The sequence below is a fragment of the Pseudomonas syringae genome (genome assembly GCF_002157375.1).
Classification (GTDB): domain Bacteria; phylum Pseudomonadota; class Gammaproteobacteria; order Pseudomonadales; family Pseudomonadaceae; genus Aquipseudomonas; species Aquipseudomonas syringae_T.
The window spans coordinates 114,823-131,929 of sequence record NZ_MTSA01000007.1 but is presented as its reverse complement, the minus strand read 5'-3'; the positions used below and the strand labels follow the sequence as shown (position 1 = coordinate 131,929).

Sequence of the window (17,107 nt, the reverse complement as noted above, 5' to 3'; positions counted from 1 at the left end):
GAAACAATTCCACGAAGGCAGAATCCGCTCCGTCCTAGGGGAGTAGTCTCCCACGAGCGCCATGCTCGTCCGGCACGTATCAACATACTTGGTCCTCAGACCATGGTACGTGCGACCCGGAATCCGCTCAGACGGATCGGTGGTTTGACAAGACCTATGACACGAACACCTTACCCGGGGCGGGAAGGCTGTACGTGTCATAGCCGTGTCGACCCGCCCCCAGGAACCCTGATGCTGGAATCATTCTTAGTCCCTACCGCCGTCGTTGCCCTCGCCGAAATCGGTGACAAAACGCAATTGCTCGCGCTCATTCTCGCCGCACGCTTTCGCAAACCCTGGCCGATCATCGCGGGTATCGTCGCCGCGACACTGGCCAATCATGCGGCAGCCGGTGCTGTCGGCGCCTGGTTCAGCACGTTCCTTTCGGATGCGGTGTTGCACTGGATCCTTGCCGCCAGCTTCACGGCCACGGCGCTGTGGACACTGGTTCCGGACAAAATGGACGATGACGAGGCCAGCACCGCGCGAAAATTCGGCCCGTTCATGACCACGCTGATCACCTTCTTCATCGCTGAAATCGGCGACAAGACGCAAATCGCCACGGTCATGCTGGCCGCGCAGTATTCGCACCTGTGGCTGGTGATTCTCGGCACCACTATCGGCATGTTGCTGGCCAACGTACCGGTGGTGCTGGCAGGAAATTTTGCGGCAGACAAATTGCCACTGACGTTGATCCGCCGTCTGGCAGCCTGCGCGTTTTTCGTGCTGGCCCTGGTGGCGGTCTACAAGGCGATGCAGGTCAGCGGCTGGGTCTGATCAAAACCGCCGGCGCGCTACGGTGAATGCCGCAGCGCTCCGGCAATCATTCGATCAGGATTTCGGCGCTTGCTGGTAAAGCGGCATGACTTTAGGAATGGCCGCCTGCAGCGAAGCGATGCGGCTTTCCGAGGCCGGGTGAGTACTCATGAACTCAGGCTGCGACCCGCCTGAGTTCTGAGTCATTTTCTGCCACAGGGTAATGGCTGCATTAGGGTTGTAACCGGCGCGTGCGGCCAGCTCCAGACCTAACAGATCGGCTTCATTTTCGTTGCTGCGGCTGTTGGGCAGCGTCAGGCTGTAGTTCACCACCGTATCGGCCATCGCCAGGCTGTCCTGCCCGAGCCCCAACAACGCGCCAGCGCCCTGCTTGGCCATCGCCACGCCGTACGCCTTGGACATCGCTTCACGCCCGTGTTCGCGCAGGGCGTGGGCAATCTCGTGGCCCATGACCGCAGCGAGTTCATCGTCGGTCAGTTTGAGGGTATCGATCAGGCCGGTGTACACGAATATCTTGCCGCCAGGGCCGCAATTGGCGTTCAGCTCATCGCTTTTGATCAGGTTGACTTCCCACTGCCACTGCGCCGAATCGGGCCGCAGTTTCGGGGCCTGGGCAATCAGCCGGTCCGCGATTGCATGCACTCGCCTGGCGTTGGCACTGGTGGTATCCAGGACGCCTTTGCTGGTCGCTTCACTGACCGTCTGCTGATAGGACTGGGCGTACATTTTGTTGACTTCATCGGTGGAGAGCATGCTGAACATGTACTGCTTGCGCTCGACACCGACCGAGTCGCCGCTCGTGGTATTGACGGCCTGACACCCGCCGAGCAGCAACGCGGCGCTCAAGGCACAGAGGGCAAATGACTGACGCATGGTGAATCTCCTTGTGTGTAAAGCGATCATTCTCGGGGGCAGCTCTCTGCGCCAGATAACCGCCAACCGGCAGCTTGGGCTTTGAGAGAGAGGGATGGTTCCCGGAGGTGTGTCGAGTTTGTATCAGATGTACTTCAAACCGGATATCGGATTCGTCTGATTAGCCGTTTTTAGCCCTGCCGGCCTAACTTGACGGCGTAAGACACTCTGGCGCGTTGAGTTTCGGATCGTTGACCAGGTTGGCCAGCGGACGCTCCCTCAGCGCAATTTGCGGCGCAGCCAGCAAGGCTTGCAGGGTCGGCAGTGGTGTATCGGCTGCCAGCCAGTCTTTCTGGCCCTGCGCATCCAGAATCAACGGCCGACGTTGCGTCGCTGCCGCTTGCGTGACCACCGCCACGCTCAGGTACGTATGCCCCTGCACCGGATACGCTTCCCATATCGCGGCGAAAAACAGCGCTGCGCCCTCCCCCGGCGTTAACCAGAACGGGCGTTTGCGCACGTTGCCACGCCATTCATAGAAGCCATTGGCGGGAAGCAGGCAACGACGATGGGCAAACGCATCGCGAAACATCGGTTGCTCGGCAACGGTTTCGGCCCGCGCGTGAGCGGGTGTTTTCGACAGGTCGGTCAGCCACGCAGGGGTCAGCCCCCAGCGGGCACGCACCAGTTCGATACCGTCCTTGTTTTCGGCGGCACGCATGATCAACACCCAATCGGCTGGCGAGATGTTCCATTGCGCCTGCTGATCGGCAGGAAAACCGGGCAAAGCGGCAAAGGCTGGGGTCCAGCGAAACAGGGCGTAGCGTCCACACATGGGGGTTAATCAGACTCTTTTGATCGTGCTCAGCACACGAGTACATCGGGAAAGTCATCCGGCTCATCACCGAACAAGGGCAAGGCGCTATTGTACGCAGTGATCAGCTCACGTGCCCGTGCGACCTGCGCATCTTCCACCTTGATAGCCAGAAGCCCCAGCCCCGGCAGCTCGCCCATCGCGCCGAGCAGGTCGCGACCGGCCAGATGTGCCTTGATACCCTCGCTGGCGAGCATCGCCTGCAAGAGTTCGGCTTCCATCAGGTTTTCGGGCTCGTAGACTTTTTGCATCATTCGTTCTCGCTGCGAACGTCCAGACTCCAGTCTTCACCGTCGGTCTGCAGATCGAAAATGATCGGGCGGCAGCAGACCTGGCAGTCCTCGATGTACTGCTGATCGCCACCGGACAAGTCCAGCAGCGCTTCGACAGGTTCGCCACAATAGGGGCAGTCGTAGCTGTGTAATTCCTGCATCAGGGTCTCCGGGATCAGTTATGCGTATAATTGCCCTATTCTTCAGAAGGCTGTTTTAACAAAACGGTCTTCTTTTACCCTATACGTTTCCGACAAGAGAGCATGATGGGCGAATTCGATGCCATTCGACCTTACAACGACGCAGAAGTCCCCGCCGTCTTGGCACGCCTGCTGAGCGACAAAGCCTTTCTCGCCATTCTGACCCGATTCCGCTTTCCCCGCCTCGCGGGCGCACTCGGCTGGATCCTGCAGCCTACCCTGGCGCGCAAGCTGCGCCGTGAATTCGCAGGCATCGACTCGGTCGCGTCCCTGCAGGACAAGGTCGAATATTATGTCGACCACACCATCGAGCGGGCTACCGACGGCGTGACCTACACCGGCGTGGAGCAGCTCAAGTCCGGTTGCGCCTACCTGTTTCTGGCCAACCACCGCGATATCGTGATGGACCCGGCATTCGTCAACTATGCCGTGTACCACGCAGGTTTGCCTACACCGCGCATTGCCATCGGCGACAACCTGTTGCAGAAGCCGTTTGTCAGCGACCTGATGCGCCTGAACAAGAGCTTCATCGTGCATCGCTCGATCATCGGGCGTCGCGAAAAAATGGCGGCTTACCAGCTGTTGTCGGCGTACATCAATCACTCGATCACCAAGGACTGTCAGTCGATCTGGATCGCTCAGGCCGAAGGCCGGGCCAAGGACGGTGACGACCGTACAGAATCAGCCATCCTCAAGATGTTCCACATGAGCCGCAAGGATGAGCCGTTTGGCGACGTGATTCGCTCGCTGAACCTGATCCCGGTATCGATCAGCTATGAGTACGACCCGTGCGACAGCGCCAAGGCCCGCGAGCTTTACATCCGGGCGACGACAGGCTCCTACACCAAAACGCCCGGTGAAGACGATGTCAGCATCGCGCTGGGGATCACGGGCTACAAAGGCCGCGTACACGTGAACTTCGCGCCACCGATCACCGAGCATTTCGAGGACACCAAGCAACTGGCTATCGAGATGGACCGGCAGATTCTCGGAGGCTATCGACTGTTCCCGGTGCATTACCTCGCCTACGCACAGTGGAGCGATGCCGACCCCGCAGTAGAAGTGCCGAAAGCTGAAGCCCTGTTCCCGTCCGATGAACTGGAGCGCGCCAGGGACGAATGGGAAAGCCGCCTTGCAGGCGCACCTGCGGAGCACCGTCCTTATCTGATTCAGCAATACGCTACGCCGGTTCGCAACCAGTACCGGGTCAAGGCGGGCCTGGCGCTTTAGAGTGTCCGGGAGAACACCGGTCGCGCCCATGCTCCCGTGCTCATCGTTATACATGAGCCCTGAGCCCCCGAAATCGGGATTTCAGGCTTCTGCCCGCAGGGCGTGGGAGCGTCGCCCGGTCTGCTCCCACAGCCTTCTGCCAGCATCAAGAGCAGACGCGTGTATCGCGATGAACGCTCTGCGTGGGCGTGAGCCCCGGAAACATCCTGCACAAAAATACCTTGCCGCTGTCACCCAAGCGTCATGCGGCACCTGCATTGTGTGGCTCCTCGAGAAACGGACTTCCCTCTTTTTGGAGCTTGTCATGCTGCATGCAAAAAATCAGGATCGCCTCTACCTCATTGCCCAAAGCGATGAGCAGCAGGAGTTGATCGACGGTCTGGCCTTCAACGTTCAGGACCGCCACTGGCTGGTCTATTGCGCTTTGGGCGGCCATGTTCATCACGACCTGCCAGACCTGGATCAGGACACCGGTTTCAGTTTTCTGAGTTTCTACCAACAAGCAGCCTGAGCCGGACATCAGAAAAACAAAAAGCCCGACCTCTTCAACAGAGGCCGGGCTTTTTTGATGCTGCGAGGGTTACTGCGCCAGGGTAGAACCGATGGTCTGGTCCTGGAAAACGCGTGTCAGTGCGTCGCTCAACACGTCACTGACCAGCTTGGTGTTGGTTTCCTGATTCGGCGCCATGCCGAAACGCTGGTCCAGAGACGCTGCATAGCGACCGCTGTAGGTACGACCGTTGTTGCGCACGTCAGCACGGAATGTCGAGCTGATCGTTGCCTCGGTCACGTACAGCCCCTCTTTAGGCGACTGATACTTCAAATCCGCCAGGGTCACGGTCAGTTGCGGGGCATTGCCGCTTTGGGTAGGCGTGAAGCCCAACAGGCGCACTGCTGCTTCGGCCTGGGCCTGCAGCTTTGGCACGATGTCGGCACCGGTGACGCTGATGGCGCTGGTTTCCGGGTACATCCCGCCGCGGGTACCCAGTGTCGGGCCGGGGCGGCCATCGACCACGCGCACCACCACAGGCTGACCACGGCCTACTGCCGCAAGCTGCGCATTGAGCTTGGGCGTGGGACTGAGTTGTTGCGGGCTGTGGGCACAGCCCGCCAGGGTCAAACTGCTTACAGCCAGCAAACCGAACAAAATGCGACGCAGCATGCTCATTTCTCCATGGGGCAGACACTGAATGTGCAGCAGTATAGCGGCGTGCGCCATGCGCTCACCAGTGGCCGCTACGGGTTAGCCCGGATTCCTGAAAGCCGCCGGTCAAGGCAGTGCGATGTAATCAGGGCGTAACATCCGCGCGGCAGACTCGCCCACATCGCCCAGACGCTCATTCACGTCAAAGGAGCTGCGCCATGAATCTGTTCCGTTCGCTGTTCACTGCACACCGTCAGCATCGCCACTATGCCCGCGTTGACCAGGCGGGTATCTGCCGCGCGTTCAAGCACTGCACCCAACGTCCATCCGGCGTCGAGTGGGTCGAAGTGACCGAACAGAGACTGGGCTGGTTGAATCAGCCATTGCCCGCCAGCGCACGCGTGGCGCAGCGTAGCGTACGTTCAACACGCGGTCAGTTGCTCACCGCCTGACCCGACAGCGAATAAAAGTCATTTAAACCGATCAATTCCTGTCATTTCATCGCTATAATCTCCCCCCGATTATAAGGACGTCTCCTGATCGGGCCTCGCAGCATCGCTAATCACCGTATTAGCACCTCCGTACCGCCCACAGAGAGCCGCCCACACAGGTCATTTGCGCACGAGTGTGCTCGATGAAAGGTGAAGAATGCTCGAATCATATCGAACCTTTCTTGCCCGCCAGCGCCTCACTCTTTATGCACCTGACTTGCCAGCGCTGTCATCGCAGCCATTTTGAGGTTTGGTTCACGTTCCCAAAAGGGCGTGAAAAACGGGTTTCACTACTTCACAAGAGTGTGGCGAGCAAATGAATAGGTATGCGTTTGTACATGCACCATCAGCATCTGAACCGTCCTTCTTGAACAGGACCGACCGCGACTGCGCCTCCATGACCGGCGCCTGACGACCTTGTCACGAGCCGGTCCTGCGACAGGCTCCCTGACGTTGGTCGAATGGCCTTGCAGGTTTGAAAATGCGTTCATGGGTCAATGATGAACCATCAACGAACCTGACCGGGACCTGCGCTTTAGATGCGAAAAATTGCGAAGAATCGGTCAGGCGATCCTGGCCAGGAAAACGAGGGCACTACCTTGATTCAGCCCCGACAACCTGGCAAACAGCCTCAGGATCGTATGCCGTCAATTTGGTGCTGCAGATTTTGGAGACGCGTTAATGGCGCATAACGAAGCAGTCGATGTGGTACTGGTCGGAGCGGGCATCATGAGTGCCACGCTGGCAGTACTGCTCAAAGAGCTCGACCCCGGCCTCAAGCTGGAAGTCGTTGAGCTGATGGATTCCGGTGCCGCGGAGAGTTCCAACCCGTGGAACAACGCCGGCACCGGTCACGCCGGCCTGTGTGAGCTGAACTACACGCCGCCTGCGGCGGATGGCTCCATCGACATCAAGAAAGCGGTCCACATCAATACCCAGTTCGAGGTGTCAAAGCAGTTCTGGGCTTACCTGGCGCGCAAAGGCACCTTCGGTTCGGCAAGGTCGTTCATCAACCCGGTCCCTCACCTGAGCTTCGTTCAGGGCGAAAAAGGCATCTCGTTTCTCAAGACCCGCTTTGAAGCGATGAGCAAGCACCACGCGTTCTCTTCGATGGAATACACCGAAGACAAGGCCAGACTGGCCGAGTGGATGCCACTGATGATGCCGGGCCGCCCTGCGGACGAAAAAATCGCCGCCACGCGCATGCTGAACGGCACCGACGTCAATTTTGGCGCGCTGACCAATCAGTTGCTCAACCACCTCGCGTGCGCGCCGGACGCGCAGATCAAGTACCGCAGCCGCGTGACCGGCCTGACCCGCAAGGGCGCTGGCTGGACCGTCAGCGTCAAGGACGTGAACAACGGCGGCACGCGTGAGATCGACGCCAAATTCGTGTTTCTCGGCGCAGGCGGTGCAGCACTGCCCTTGCTGCAAATGTCGGGCATCGAAGAGAGCAAAGGCTTTGGCGGCTTCCCGGTCAGCGGCCAGTGGCTGCGTTGTGACAACCCGGAAGTGGTCAGGCATCACCAGGCCAAAGTCTACAGCCAGGCCGCCGTGGGTTCGCCGCCGATGTCGGTTCCGCACCTCGACACCCGCGTGGTCGATGGCAAGAAATCCCTGCTGTTCGGGCCTTACGCCGGCTTCACCACCAAGTTCCTCAAGCACGGCTCGTACCTCGACCTGCCGCTCTCGGTACGCATCGCCAACATCAAACCGATGCTGGCGGTCGCCCGGGACAACATGGACCTGACCAAGTACCTGGTCAGCGAAGTGATGCAATCGATGGAGCAACGGCTTGAATCCCTGCGCCGTTTCTATCCGCAGGCAAAAGCTGAAGACTGGCGCCTGGAAGTGGCAGGCCAACGGGTGCAGATCATCAAGAAAGACCCGAAAAAAGGCGGTGTGCTGCAATTCGGCACCGAGCTGGTGTCGGCGAGTGACGGTTCGCTGGCCGCCCTGCTTGGCGCGTCGCCCGGTGCCTCGGTCACGGTATCGATCATGCTGGAACTGATTGAGCGTTGCTTCCCGGAAAAAACCCGCACCGAGTGGGCTGACAGGCTCAACGAGATCTTTCCGGCCCGGGAGAAGATTCTGGAAACCGACGCGCAGCTGTACGAGCGCGTCAGCGCCCAGAACGACGAGGCGCTGGAGCTGGTCGAGAAAAGCAGTCAGGAGCAGACGTTCGCCTGACCTGTTGGTGGCGGCGTCAACGCGCTGCCCCACCCTGTAAGACCAAAAAGCCCCGTGGACGCTTGCGCGCCACGGGGCTTTTTAATGCGTGCCGGTCAGAGGCTTTTCGACAGCACCGCAATGTGCTCCGGACCAATCCCGCAGCAACCGCCGATGTGCGTGGCGCCGCGCTTGACCCAATCCGCCGCCCATTGCTGATAACCCTGCGGGTCAAGATCTTCGCGCAACTCATCCAGACCATCGTTGGCCTTGGCGTCCTTGGGCTGCGGCGGAAACGCATTGGCGTAAGCGCCGATGGCAATGCTGACGCCTGCCGATTCGAACACTTCACGCGCCGCATCAATCGCACCGCCGATCGCTTCCGGCTGGCTGCAGTTGAACAGCAGCGTCGCAACGCCCATCTCGACGGCCGCTTTTGCCGCGTCGGCAACCGGCTCACCGGAACGCAGGCGCGGGACTTCGTCGGTGTCTTCATCCTGAAGCGTGAATGACAGCCAGAACGGCTTGCCATCGGCTGGCAGACCGGCGCGGATGGTCTGCGCTTCGAGGATGCAGCTCTGCGTCTCGGCCAGCCACAGATCCACATAGGGCAGAAGACCAGCAACCAGTGGCTTCAGTACATCGGTGGCCAGTTCCGGCTTGTACAGGTCGGGCCGATAAGAACCGAACAACGGCGGGATGGAACCGGCGACAAGGGCGCGCCCGCCAGAAGCATCGGCACACTCGCGCGCCAGTCGCCCGGCCAGCGCAGCCAGCGCCTGACCTTCGCGGGCAAAACGCGCTTCACCGATATGAAACGGGACAACCGCGTAGCTGTTACTGGTAATGACCTGAGCGCCACTTTCGATGTAAGCGGTGTGTACCGCACTGACCGCCTCAGGCGCTTCGCTCAACGCCAGCGCCGACCATTCCGGCTGGCGAAACGGTGCGCCGCGACGCTGTAGTTCGCGGCCCATGCCGCCATCGAGAATTACAGTTGTGCCTTGGGTCATAGGTGATCTGCTTATATGTATATGAAAAAAACTCATTATGAGTCAGTCTTGTATAACGTATTTAATACGTCCCTCTCATCAAACTACAAACACTTTTTCAGGGGATATCTGTGAAATATCGCGCTCTATTGGGCATTGGCCTGGTGACTCTGGCTGCCTCTACTCAAGCCCTGGCGGGCGCTACGCTGGATCGCGTGCAGAAAAACAAAGAGCTGGTCAACGTCCTGATGGAAAGTTACCCGCCCTTCTCTTTCCTGAATGACAAGAACGAACTGGACGGCTTCGATGTGGACGTTGCCAAAGCCGTTGCGCAAAAGCTGGGCGTCAAGTTACGTCTCGAAACGCCTTCCTGGGATGTGATCGCGGCAGGCCATTGGAGCGGTCGTTATGACATCTGCGTCTGCTCGATGACCCCGAGCAAGGCCCGCGCCGAAGTCTTCAACTTCCCGGTCGAGTATTACGCATCGCCTGCGGTGATCGTGGTCAACGCTACGGATGACCGCATTCATTCGGCCAAAGACCTGAGCGGCAAGAAAGTCGGGCTGACCAGCGCGTCGAGCTACGAAAGCTACCTGAACAAGAACCTGGTCATCGACGGCGCGGAAGACAAGCCGCTGCAATACCCGTTCGAAGATGTGCAGATCGCGCCGTACGACAACGACAATGTCGCGTTTCAGGACCTCGGTCTAGGTGCTGGCAAGCGGCTGGACGCGATACTCACCAACCTGGTGACGGCAAAACCGCGTCTGGATCAGGACAAACGTTTCAAGCTGGCCGGCGAAACGCTGTACGAAGAGCCCAACGCTGTGGCCATCGAGAAAGATGATCTGGAGTGGGATGCGAAGGTGCGCGAAGTCTTTGCTGAACTCAAGAAGGACGGCACCCTGAGCAAGCTGTCACAAAAATGGATCGGTGCTGACATCAGCAAATGACTTCTTTCGAGCCCCAACGCCCACCCGAGCAGGCTGATCAGGGCCTGCTCAAGCGCATCTTCGGTTTCCGCACGCGGCTCTACCTGACTTGGCTGGTCATGTTTGTGCTGTTCGCCGGTTTCTTCCTGAGTTTCGACCTGAAACTGTCGGTCATTCTCGACAAGCTGCCGAACCTGATCGGCCTGCACCTGGCGCCTAACGGGTTTCTTCAGGGTGCGGCGCTGACGCTGTTCGTGTCGCTGTGTTCGATCATCGTGTCGGTGGTGCTGGGCTTTGTCACCGCGCTGGCGAGGCTGTCCAGCAGCGCGGTGGCCTTCGGCATCGCCAGCTTTTACGCATCGTTCTTTCGCGGTACGCCGTTGCTGATCCAGATTCTGCTGATTTACCTGGGTTTGCCGCAGGTGGGGATCGTGCCCGGCGCGATCATGGCGGGGGTTATTGCCCTGTCGCTCAACTACGGGGCTTACCTGAGCGAGATTTTCCGGGCCGGTATCATCGGCGTTGCGGCCGGGCAGCGTGAAGCTGCGCTGGCCCTGGCACTGCGCCCGGCGCAAATCTTCTGGCGCGTCACCCTGCCCCAGGCGATGCGCACGATTATCCCGCCGACGACCAATCAGTTCATCTCCATGCTCAAGGATTCGTCACTGATCTCGGTGATGGGCGTCTGGGAAGTGATGTTTCTGGCACAGTCCTATGGCCGTTCCAGCTACCGATACATCGAAATGTTGACCACCGCAGCGGTGCTGTACTGGATCATGTCGATCGGACTGGAGCTGTTGCAGTCGCGGCTGGAAAAGCATTACGGCAAGGCGTATCAGGCGCGGAAATAGCTGCAACTATCGTCCCCACGCTCTGATGGGAATAGCGTCACGAACGGCATGCCAACGCGGAGCATTGGCACGATAGGCATCCTCTTACGCACCTCTCGTTCCTCACGCTCCGCGTGGGAATGCAGTTCCGGACGCTCTGCGTCCAGTTTTGCCAACGCAGAGCATTGGCACGATAGGCATCCTCTTGCACACCTCTCGTTCCTCACGCTCCGCGTGGGAATGCAGTTCCGGACGCTCTGCGTCCAGTTTTGCCAACGCAGAGCATTGGCACGATAGGCATCCTCTTGCACACCTCTCGTTCCTCACGCTCCGCGTGGGAATGCAGTTCCGGACGCTCTGCGTCCAGCCCTGGCAATGCGGTGTATTGGCACGAGATTACTTACGGGCTTTTTCGATCAGTTCGATGTATTCGTCGGCATTGCGCTGATCCTTGATCAGGGCGATAAAGTCGTTGCCCTGCTCGTCCTTGCCCTCGAAGTCATGGCCCGCTTCCTTGAAGAACACCAGAAAGCGCTCGAAATCATTGATACGCAGCCCGCGATAGGCCTTGATCAGTTTGTGCAGCGACGGCGAGGTAGCATCGTACGGTTCGAAGTTCAGGAACAACTTGATCTGCTCGTCGCCGATCTCATCCCCAATCAACTGTTTTTTATCTTTACGCATTGCAGGCTCCAGCGGGTCGCAGACACTTTCACGGGCGGGCAGTTTACCCCCCTGCGAGCGGGCGGCTCAACGCGTACGTGCTGATGTGGTGTGCAGATCGGCCCAGATATGGCCGTTGGCGTAGCTCAGGTACTGGCAATACACCTTTTCATTACGCAGCAGGTCCACCAGCACACGATACTGAGACAACGGGTAATAAAGTGTCAGGGTGCGGGACGGCTCGTCATAGGTGGGCTTTTTCAGGCTTTTACTTTCGCCGCCGTCAAAATGCACCAGCACCTGAGAGATCGACGCCCCCTTGTTCAGCGACTTCCCCTTGAGGCGCAGCGATAATGGCGACGTCACCGGAATGGGCTGCTGACTGGATTGCCGCTGGTTGCCGGCAACAATCGTGTATTCGGTGACCTGCATCAGTTGTTGCTGTTCCGGCGCGCCCTCGCGCAGGCTCAGGTCATCCGGTGGCAGGTATTGGTCATGCAGGGGGCTGGCCGATGCCGGCGCAGCAGGCGCTGCAACTGTCAGACCAGAGAACAGCACCAACGCCACAGCGCCGGGAATCAGGAGCTTCATTAAGGACTTCCAGGTAATTGCGAATCGACGACCGCGCTCTTTTCGAAGAGGCTCTTCAAGGAGGCGGCCGTCAGAATGCCTTACATCCCCTTGACCGCATAGATACCGGCAGCATTGCGCCAGTAGCCTTTGTAGTCCATGCCGAAACCGAAGATGTAACGGTCAATGCACGGCAGCCCCACGTAATCGGCTTTCAGGTCCGGGCGGGCCTTGCGGTCGTGGTCTTTGTCGATCAGCACAGCGGTGTGTACAGCACGGGCACCGGCGTGTTTGCAGAAGTCGATGATCGCGCCCAGGGTGTGCCCTTCATCGAGGATGTCGTCGATGATCAGCACGTCACGGTCGATGAACGAGACTTCCGGCTTGGCTTTCCAGAACAGGTCGCCTCCCGTGGTTTCGTTGCGATAACGCGTCGCGTGCAGGTAGGACGCTTCCAGCGGAAAGTTCAGATGAGTGAGCAGCTTGCCGGAAAAAATCAGGCCGCCATTCATGACACAGAACACAACCGGGTTGCGGTCTGCCAGTTCGGCATTGATCTGCGCGCCGACACGGGCAATGGCAGCATCGACTTCAGCCTCGGTGTACAGGCAGTCAGCCTCGCGCATGATTTGACGGATATGCTCGAGATCAGCGGACATGACGCTCTCCAGGTAAGGCGGTTCAAGAAAAGCGGGCAAAGGTACGCATCCGTTCAAGCCAGAGCAAGCGATTCTGGACTAACGTTGCGAGTGTCTTCTAAAAGCTGCGAACGTCCAGGCTTCGAGACAATACTGCACGTGCCGTAAGACAGTAACAGCTGAATAGATTAATCTAGACCGATTTTTTGCCCCGCTGGAGCTTTTCCCCATGCCCATTCGTGAAATCCGTCACCCGCTGATCCGCCACAAGCTCGGCCTAATGCGCCGCGCCGACATCAGCACCAAGAATTTCCGTGAGCTGGCTCAGGAAGTGGGCGCGTTGCTTACTTATGAAGCAACGGCCGACCTTACCCTTGAAAACTACGATATTCAGGGCTGGGCCGGTACGGTATCGGTCGAGAAAATCGCCGGCAAGAAAATCACTGTCGTGCCCATCTTGCGTGCAGGCATCGGCATGCTCGATGGCGTACTCAGCCTGATTCCGGGCGCCAAGGTCAGCGCGGTGGGCGTTGCCCGCAACGAAGAAACCCTGCAGGCCCATACATACCTGGAAAAACTGGTGCCGGAAATCGACGAGCGTCTGGCCATGATCATCGACCCGATGCTGGCCACGGGCAGCTCGATGGTTGCGACCATTGACCTGCTCAAGAAGGCCGGTTGCAAGGAAATCCGTGCGATGGTGCTGGTCGCTGCGCCGGAAGGCATTGCGGTGGTAGAAAAGGCCCACCCGGACGTGATGATCTACACCGCGTCTATCGATGAACGCCTTAACGAACACGGCTATATCATTCCGGGCCTGGGCGATGCCGGTGACAAGATTTTCGGCACCAAACAGAAGGACGCGTAACCCGATGACGCAGCAGGAGTTCAACGATCCACTGTGGCGCACGATCCTTTCCGGGGCGCAAATGCTGTTCGTGGCATTCGGCGCGCTGGTGCTGATGCCGCTGATTACCGGGCTTGATCCTAACGTGGCGCTGTTCACGGCGGGTCTGGGCACGCTGTTGTTTCAGATCGTCACAGGACGTCAGGTGCCGGTCTTCCTGGCATCGAGCTTCGCGTTCATCACCCCGATCATCCTCGCCAAGGGCCAGTTCGGTCTGGCGGCGACCATGGGCGGCGTCATGGCGGCAGGCTTTGTTTATACGTTTCTGGGCCTGGCGGTCAAAATCAAAGGCACCGGGTTCATCGACCGACTGCTGCCGCCCGTGGTCATCGGGCCGGTGATCATTTCGATCGGTCTGGCGATGGCGCCGATTGCGGCCAACATGGCGATGGGCAAGACCGGGGATGGCGTCGTGCTGATTCCGTACCAGACCGCCATGCTGATTTCGATGCCTGCACTGCTGACGACGTTGATCGTGGCGGTGTTCGGCAAAGGCATTTTCCGTCTGGTGCCGATCATCTCCGGCGTGCTGGTGGGTTTCGCGCTGTCGTTCTACTTCGGCGTGGTCGACACAAAGAAGATTGCCGACGCGGCCTGGCTGGCCCTGCCGCACTTCACCGCACCTGAATTCAACTGGCAGGCGATTCTGTTCATCGTCCCGGTGGCACTGGCCCCGGCCATCGAACACATTGGCGGCGTGATTGCGGTCGGTAGCGTGACCGGGCGCGATTACCTGAAAAAACCGGGCCTGCATCGCACGCTGTTCGGTGACGGCGTTGCCACCACGGTTGCCGGCCTGTTCGGCGGCCCGCCCAACACCACGTACGCCGAAGTGACGGGCGCCGTGATGCTGACCAAGAACTACAACCCGCAAATCATGATCTGGGCGTCGTTCTTCGCAATCACCCTGGCCTTTATCGGCAAGTTCGGCGCGCTGCTGCAAAGCATTCCGGTGCCGGTGATGGGCGGCATTCTGTGCCTGCTGTTCGGTTCGATCGCTGCGGTGGGCATGAACACGCTGATCCGCCACAAGATCGACCTGGCCGAGGCACGCAATCTGGTGATTGTTTCGGTGACGCTGGTATTCGGCATCGGCGGCGTGCTGATCGGCACCGGCAACGGCCCGAACGATTTCGGCCTGAAAGGCATTGCCCTGTGCGCCATCACCGCGATCATCCTGAACCTGATCCTGCCGGGGCACGACAGCTGGAAAAACAACAAGCCGGATGATCAGTTGCTGTGATGACGGGTGCGTGAGGAACGAGAAGTGTCGGTTCTCGTGCCTCCGCTCCGTTTAGGCATGCCGTTCCGGACGCTCTGCGTCCGCGCCGGATGTGCGGCGTGTTACAGCATCAACGGCGCGCGCTCGCACAGTCGGTTCAGCTCTTTCGCCCAGTTCGGGTCGTCGTTCAGGCAGGGAATCAGTATCAGTTCCTCGCCGCCCGCTTCCTTGAACTGCTCGGCACCACGGTCGCCGATCTCTTCCAGCGTCTCGATGCAATCAGCCACAAAGGCCGGGCACATGACCAGCAGCTTTTTCACGCCTTGCGCCGCCAGCTCGTCGAGGTGCGCTTCAGTGTAGGGTTCGATCCACTTGGCGCGTCCGAGACGTGACTGGAACGACACCGACCATTTGCCATCGGGAATGCCCATGCGTTTGGCGAACGCCGCAGCCGACTGTATGCACTGCGCGCGGTAGCAGGTGGCGAGCACCTCGGCAGGCGCGGTCATGCAGCAATCGTCCTTCAGGCAGTGCTTGCCGGTCGGGTCGAGCTTGTGCAGGTGCCGCTCAGGCAAGCCGTGAAAACTCAGCAACAGATGGTCGTAAGCCTGCTCCAGATGCGGACGTACACTTTCTACCAGCGCACTCAGGTATTCGGGCTGGTCGTAGAACGGTTGCAACACCGAGAACTGCACCTTCAGCGATTTGGCACGCACCACACGCTTGGCTTCTTCGATAACAGTGGTCACGGTGCTGTCAGCGAACTGCGGGTAAAGCGGAGCAAGCGTCACTTTCTTGAAGCCTTGCTCTGACAAACGCGTCAGCACGGTTTCAATGGACGGCTCGCCGTAACGCATCGCCAGCTCGACCGGCCCGTGCGACCATTCTTTTTTCATCGCCGCCTGCAAACGCTTGCTCAACACCACCAGCGGCGAGCCTTCGTCCCACCAGATGGAGGCATAGGCATGTGCCGATTGCTCCGGCCGCTTGACCAGAATCAGCGACACCAGCAGCCTGCGCACAGGCCACGGCAGGTCGATCACATACGGGTCCATCAGGAACTGGTTCAAATAACTGCGCACGTCGGCCACTTGAGTAGAAGCAGGCGAACCCAGATTGACCAGCAACAAAGCGTGATCGGTCATGCAACATCCTATTTCAAAGGCTTTCAGTGGCGGCCCAGCAATTCCTGCAGGGCAGTGTCGAGTTCGGTGTATCTAAACGTGAAACCGGCTTCCTGCAAACGCTCCGGCCGGGCGCGTTGACCGCCGAGGAGCAATACCGAAAGCTCACCCAGCAATACTTTCAGGGCCAGCGCAGGCATGGGCATGAACGCGGGTCGGTGCAGAATACCGGCCAGTGTCTTGGCAAACTGATGATTGCGCACCGGTGATGGCGCACACACATTATAGGGACCTTTTGCTTCATTCAGATTCAACAGAAAATCGATCGCCGCAATTTGATCATCGATGTGAACCCACGGCATCCACTGCCTGCCGTTGCCGATAGGCCCGCCCATGCCGAACCTGAAAGGCGGCAACAGGCGTTGCAGGAAGCCGGCGCGATCCGACAACACCAGACCGGTGCGTATCAGCACCACACGCACGCCCTGTGACTCGGCACGCAATGCGGTTTCTTCCCAGGCGTTGCACAACTGGCTGGCAAAGTCTTCTTTGGCAGGCGGCGAGGTTTCGTCGATTTCGCGCTCGCCACAGTTGCCATACCACCCGACGGCAGAACCGGAAATCATCACTGCCGGCTTTTGCGCGCGGGTGCCCAGCCATGTCAGCAACTGCTCGGTCAGGCCGATACGACTTTCCCACAACAGCAGACGGCGTTTGCGGGTCCAGGGGCGATCAGCAATCGGCGCGCCCGCCAGGTTGATGATTGCATCCACCTGCTGAGCGCCCAGCTCATCAAACCGGGCGATGCCCCGGACCGAGGGACCGCACAACTCGGCAACGTCAGCAGGCTTTCGGCTCCACACTGTCAGTTCGTGCCCCTGAGCGGACCAGAAACGGCAGAGCGCCCGTCCTATCAGACCAGTACCACCGGTCAGCAATATGTGCATGGCAGATAACCTCGCGTGGCGTACGTGACGATTGAGTAGTCTTATCTTTATCCATGACGCTACCCGTGACGCGCGTCCGGATGACGACACTGTCAGCTAAAGATAGGCCACACCGGGAGGGATCGCAGCCTTGGCGGCAGGCCTGCCCGATTGACTGAACGGTTCGACCCCGCGGGGTGCAATGTGACTCAACGCGCAGCGTCTAAAACCACTGCAACTTATACCAAACAAGAA

At 59.2% G+C, this 17,107-nt stretch carries 20 protein-coding genes and 1 riboswitch; of the genes, 9 read left to right on the top strand and 11 right to left on the bottom strand.

Annotation, left to right across the window (positions count from 1 at the left end):
• Positions 1-24: 24 nt before the first annotated feature.
• Positions 25-163: riboswitch (yybP-ykoY riboswitch) on the top strand.
• Positions 164-231: 68 nt separating this feature from the next.
• On the top strand, positions 232-816 hold the full coding sequence (locus tag BW686_RS10735; protein ID WP_084916364.1) for a TMEM165/GDT1 family protein: 585 nt from the start codon (positions 232-234) through the stop codon (positions 814-816).
• Positions 817-870: 54 nt separating this feature from the next.
• Here the strand turns inward: BW686_RS10735 and BW686_RS10730 are convergent, their stop codons facing one another.
• The 4 genes from BW686_RS10730 to BW686_RS10715 form a co-directional block, all read right to left on the bottom strand.
• A complete protein-coding gene (locus tag BW686_RS10730) occupies positions 871-1,689 on the bottom strand; it encodes a M48 family metallopeptidase (RefSeq protein ID WP_084916361.1) in 819 nt (272 codons plus the stop codon).
• Positions 1,690-1,873: 184 nt separating this feature from the next.
• Positions 1,874-2,503: an SOS response-associated peptidase gene (locus tag BW686_RS10725; RefSeq protein WP_084916358.1), complete on the bottom strand. Its 630-nt coding sequence runs from the start codon at positions 2,501-2,503 to the stop codon at positions 1,874-1,876.
• A 29-nt stretch (positions 2,504-2,532) separates the two neighbouring features.
• Positions 2,533-2,793 carry a putative signal transducing protein gene (locus BW686_RS10720; protein WP_084916747.1) on the bottom strand — a complete coding sequence of 87 codons (261 nt, stop codon included), beginning with the start codon at positions 2,791-2,793 and terminating at the stop codon, positions 2,533-2,535.
• The gene (locus BW686_RS10715; protein ID WP_084916355.1) at positions 2,793-2,975 is read right to left on the bottom strand and encodes a CPXCG motif-containing cysteine-rich protein; all 183 of its coding nucleotides are present in this window, start codon (positions 2,973-2,975) and stop codon (positions 2,793-2,795) included. Before BW686_RS10715 ends, BW686_RS10720 begins: the two co-directional genes overlap by 1 nt.
• 102 nt (positions 2,976-3,077) lie before the next feature.
• Between BW686_RS10715 and BW686_RS10710 the strand changes: the two genes are divergently transcribed.
• Positions 3,078-4,244, top strand: a complete 1,167-nt coding sequence (locus tag BW686_RS10710; RefSeq protein WP_086934808.1) for a 1-acyl-sn-glycerol-3-phosphate acyltransferase — start codon at positions 3,078-3,080, stop codon at positions 4,242-4,244.
• Positions 4,245-4,548: 304 nt separating this feature from the next.
• The gene (locus BW686_RS10705) at positions 4,549-4,755 is read left to right on the top strand and encodes a hypothetical protein (protein WP_084916349.1); all 207 of its coding nucleotides are present in this window, start codon (positions 4,549-4,551) and stop codon (positions 4,753-4,755) included.
• A 69-nt stretch (positions 4,756-4,824) separates the two neighbouring features.
• Here BW686_RS10705 and BW686_RS10700 read toward each other — a convergent pair whose 3' ends face one another.
• Complete coding sequence (locus BW686_RS10700) at positions 4,825-5,406, bottom strand: YajG family lipoprotein (RefSeq protein WP_084916346.1); 582 nt, start codon at positions 5,404-5,406, stop codon at positions 4,825-4,827.
• 200 nt (positions 5,407-5,606) lie between these two features.
• Between BW686_RS10700 and BW686_RS10695 the strand changes: the two genes are divergently transcribed.
• Both BW686_RS10695 and mqo read left to right on the top strand, forming a co-directional pair.
• A complete protein-coding gene (locus BW686_RS10695; protein WP_084916343.1) occupies positions 5,607-5,840 on the top strand; it encodes a hypothetical protein in 234 nt (77 codons plus the stop codon).
• A gap of 720 nt (positions 5,841-6,560) precedes the next feature.
• Positions 6,561-8,069, top strand: coding sequence for a malate dehydrogenase (quinone) (gene mqo / locus BW686_RS10690; RefSeq protein WP_084916339.1), 1,509 nt, complete (start codon positions 6,561-6,563; stop codon positions 8,067-8,069).
• A gap of 95 nt (positions 8,070-8,164) precedes the next feature.
• Here the strand turns inward: mqo and BW686_RS10685 are convergent, their stop codons facing one another.
• A complete protein-coding gene (locus tag BW686_RS10685) occupies positions 8,165-9,061 on the bottom strand; it encodes a homocysteine S-methyltransferase family protein (RefSeq protein WP_179149235.1) in 897 nt (298 codons plus the stop codon).
• Between the two features lie 110 nt (positions 9,062-9,171).
• Between BW686_RS10685 and BW686_RS10680 the strand changes: the two genes are divergently transcribed.
• Positions 9,172-9,993 carry an ABC transporter substrate-binding protein gene (locus tag BW686_RS10680; protein ID WP_084916334.1) on the top strand — a complete coding sequence of 274 codons (822 nt, stop codon included), beginning with the start codon at positions 9,172-9,174 and terminating at the stop codon, positions 9,991-9,993.
• Positions 9,990-10,823 (top strand): amino acid ABC transporter permease, encoded by an 834-nt coding sequence (locus BW686_RS10675; RefSeq protein ID WP_084916331.1) that lies wholly within the window; start codon positions 9,990-9,992, stop codon positions 10,821-10,823. The genes BW686_RS10680 and BW686_RS10675 overlap by 4 nt, the downstream gene beginning before the upstream one ends.
• 375 nt (positions 10,824-11,198) lie before the next feature.
• Here BW686_RS10675 and BW686_RS10670 read toward each other — a convergent pair whose 3' ends face one another.
• From BW686_RS10670 to BW686_RS10660, 3 genes are all read right to left on the bottom strand, one after another.
• The gene (locus BW686_RS10670) at positions 11,199-11,486 is read right to left on the bottom strand and encodes a PA4642 family protein (protein WP_084916328.1); all 288 of its coding nucleotides are present in this window, start codon (positions 11,484-11,486) and stop codon (positions 11,199-11,201) included.
• 66 nt (positions 11,487-11,552) lie between these two features.
• Positions 11,553-12,056 carry a hypothetical protein gene (locus BW686_RS10665; protein ID WP_084916326.1) on the bottom strand — a complete coding sequence of 168 codons (504 nt, stop codon included), beginning with the start codon at positions 12,054-12,056 and terminating at the stop codon, positions 11,553-11,555.
• Between the two features lie 80 nt (positions 12,057-12,136).
• Positions 12,137-12,694 (bottom strand): hypoxanthine-guanine phosphoribosyltransferase, encoded by a 558-nt coding sequence (locus BW686_RS10660; protein ID WP_005615224.1) that lies wholly within the window; start codon positions 12,692-12,694, stop codon positions 12,137-12,139.
• Between the two features lie 208 nt (positions 12,695-12,902).
• Here BW686_RS10660 and upp point away from each other — a divergent pair, with 208 nt between their 5' ends.
• Positions 12,903-13,541: a uracil phosphoribosyltransferase gene (upp, locus tag BW686_RS10655; RefSeq protein WP_084916324.1), complete on the top strand. Its 639-nt coding sequence runs from the start codon at positions 12,903-12,905 to the stop codon at positions 13,539-13,541.
• Positions 13,542-13,545: 4 nt separating this feature from the next.
• Positions 13,546-14,823 (top strand): uracil-xanthine permease family protein, encoded by a 1,278-nt coding sequence (locus BW686_RS10650; RefSeq protein ID WP_084916321.1) that lies wholly within the window; start codon positions 13,546-13,548, stop codon positions 14,821-14,823.
• A 101-nt stretch (positions 14,824-14,924) separates the two neighbouring features.
• Here BW686_RS10650 and hemH read toward each other — a convergent pair whose 3' ends face one another.
• The gene (gene hemH / locus BW686_RS10645; RefSeq protein WP_084916318.1) at positions 14,925-15,947 is read right to left on the bottom strand and encodes a ferrochelatase; all 1,023 of its coding nucleotides are present in this window, start codon (positions 15,945-15,947) and stop codon (positions 14,925-14,927) included.
• Positions 15,948-15,970: 23 nt separating this feature from the next.
• A complete protein-coding gene (locus BW686_RS10640; protein ID WP_084916315.1) occupies positions 15,971-16,873 on the bottom strand; it encodes a TIGR01777 family oxidoreductase in 903 nt (300 codons plus the stop codon).
• Positions 16,874-17,107 lie beyond the last annotated feature (234 nt).

Bases quoted from the DNA above. Each gene is read 5' to 3' on its own strand.
- BW686_RS10715 (WP_084916355.1), bottom strand. From the start codon at position 2,975: ATGCAGGAATTACACAGCTACGACTGCCCCTATTGTGGCGAACCTGTC.
- BW686_RS10660 (WP_005615224.1), bottom strand. From the start codon at position 12,694: ATGTCCGCTGATCTCGAGCATATCCGTCAAATCATGCGCGAGGCTGAC.
- BW686_RS10685 (WP_179149235.1), bottom strand. From the start codon at position 9,061: ATGACCCAAGGCACAACTGTAATTCTCGATGGCGGCATGGGCCGCGAA.
- BW686_RS10700 (WP_084916346.1), bottom strand. From the start codon at position 5,406: ATGCTGCGTCGCATTTTGTTCGGTTTGCTGGCTGTAAGCAGTTTGACC.
- BW686_RS10730 (WP_084916361.1), bottom strand. From the start codon at position 1,689: ATGCGTCAGTCATTTGCCCTCTGTGCCTTGAGCGCCGCGTTGCTGCTC.
- BW686_RS10675 (WP_084916331.1), top strand. From the start codon at position 9,990: ATGACTTCTTTCGAGCCCCAACGCCCACCCGAGCAGGCTGATCAGGGC.
- BW686_RS10725 (WP_084916358.1), bottom strand. From the start codon at position 2,503: ATGTGTGGACGCTACGCCCTGTTTCGCTGGACCCCAGCCTTTGCCGCT.
- hemH (WP_084916318.1), bottom strand. From the start codon at position 15,947: ATGACCGATCACGCTTTGTTGCTGGTCAATCTGGGTTCGCCTGCTTCT.
- upp (WP_084916324.1), top strand. From the start codon at position 12,903: ATGCCCATTCGTGAAATCCGTCACCCGCTGATCCGCCACAAGCTCGGC.
- BW686_RS10665 (WP_084916326.1), bottom strand. From the start codon at position 12,056: ATGAAGCTCCTGATTCCCGGCGCTGTGGCGTTGGTGCTGTTCTCTGGT.
- BW686_RS10695 (WP_084916343.1), top strand. From the start codon at position 5,607: ATGAATCTGTTCCGTTCGCTGTTCACTGCACACCGTCAGCATCGCCAC.
- BW686_RS10650 (WP_084916321.1), top strand. From the start codon at position 13,546: ATGACGCAGCAGGAGTTCAACGATCCACTGTGGCGCACGATCCTTTCC.
- BW686_RS10720 (WP_084916747.1), bottom strand. From the start codon at position 2,793: ATGCAAAAAGTCTACGAGCCCGAAAACCTGATGGAAGCCGAACTCTTG.
- BW686_RS10710 (WP_086934808.1), top strand. From the start codon at position 3,078: ATGATGGGCGAATTCGATGCCATTCGACCTTACAACGACGCAGAAGTC.
- BW686_RS10705 (WP_084916349.1), top strand. From the start codon at position 4,549: ATGCTGCATGCAAAAAATCAGGATCGCCTCTACCTCATTGCCCAAAGC.
- BW686_RS10670 (WP_084916328.1), bottom strand. From the start codon at position 11,486: ATGCGTAAAGATAAAAAACAGTTGATTGGGGATGAGATCGGCGACGAG.
- mqo (WP_084916339.1), top strand. From the start codon at position 6,561: ATGGCGCATAACGAAGCAGTCGATGTGGTACTGGTCGGAGCGGGCATC.
- BW686_RS10735 (WP_084916364.1), top strand. From the start codon at position 232: ATGCTGGAATCATTCTTAGTCCCTACCGCCGTCGTTGCCCTCGCCGAA.
- BW686_RS10640 (WP_084916315.1), bottom strand. From the start codon at position 16,873: ATGCACATATTGCTGACCGGTGGTACTGGTCTGATAGGACGGGCGCTC.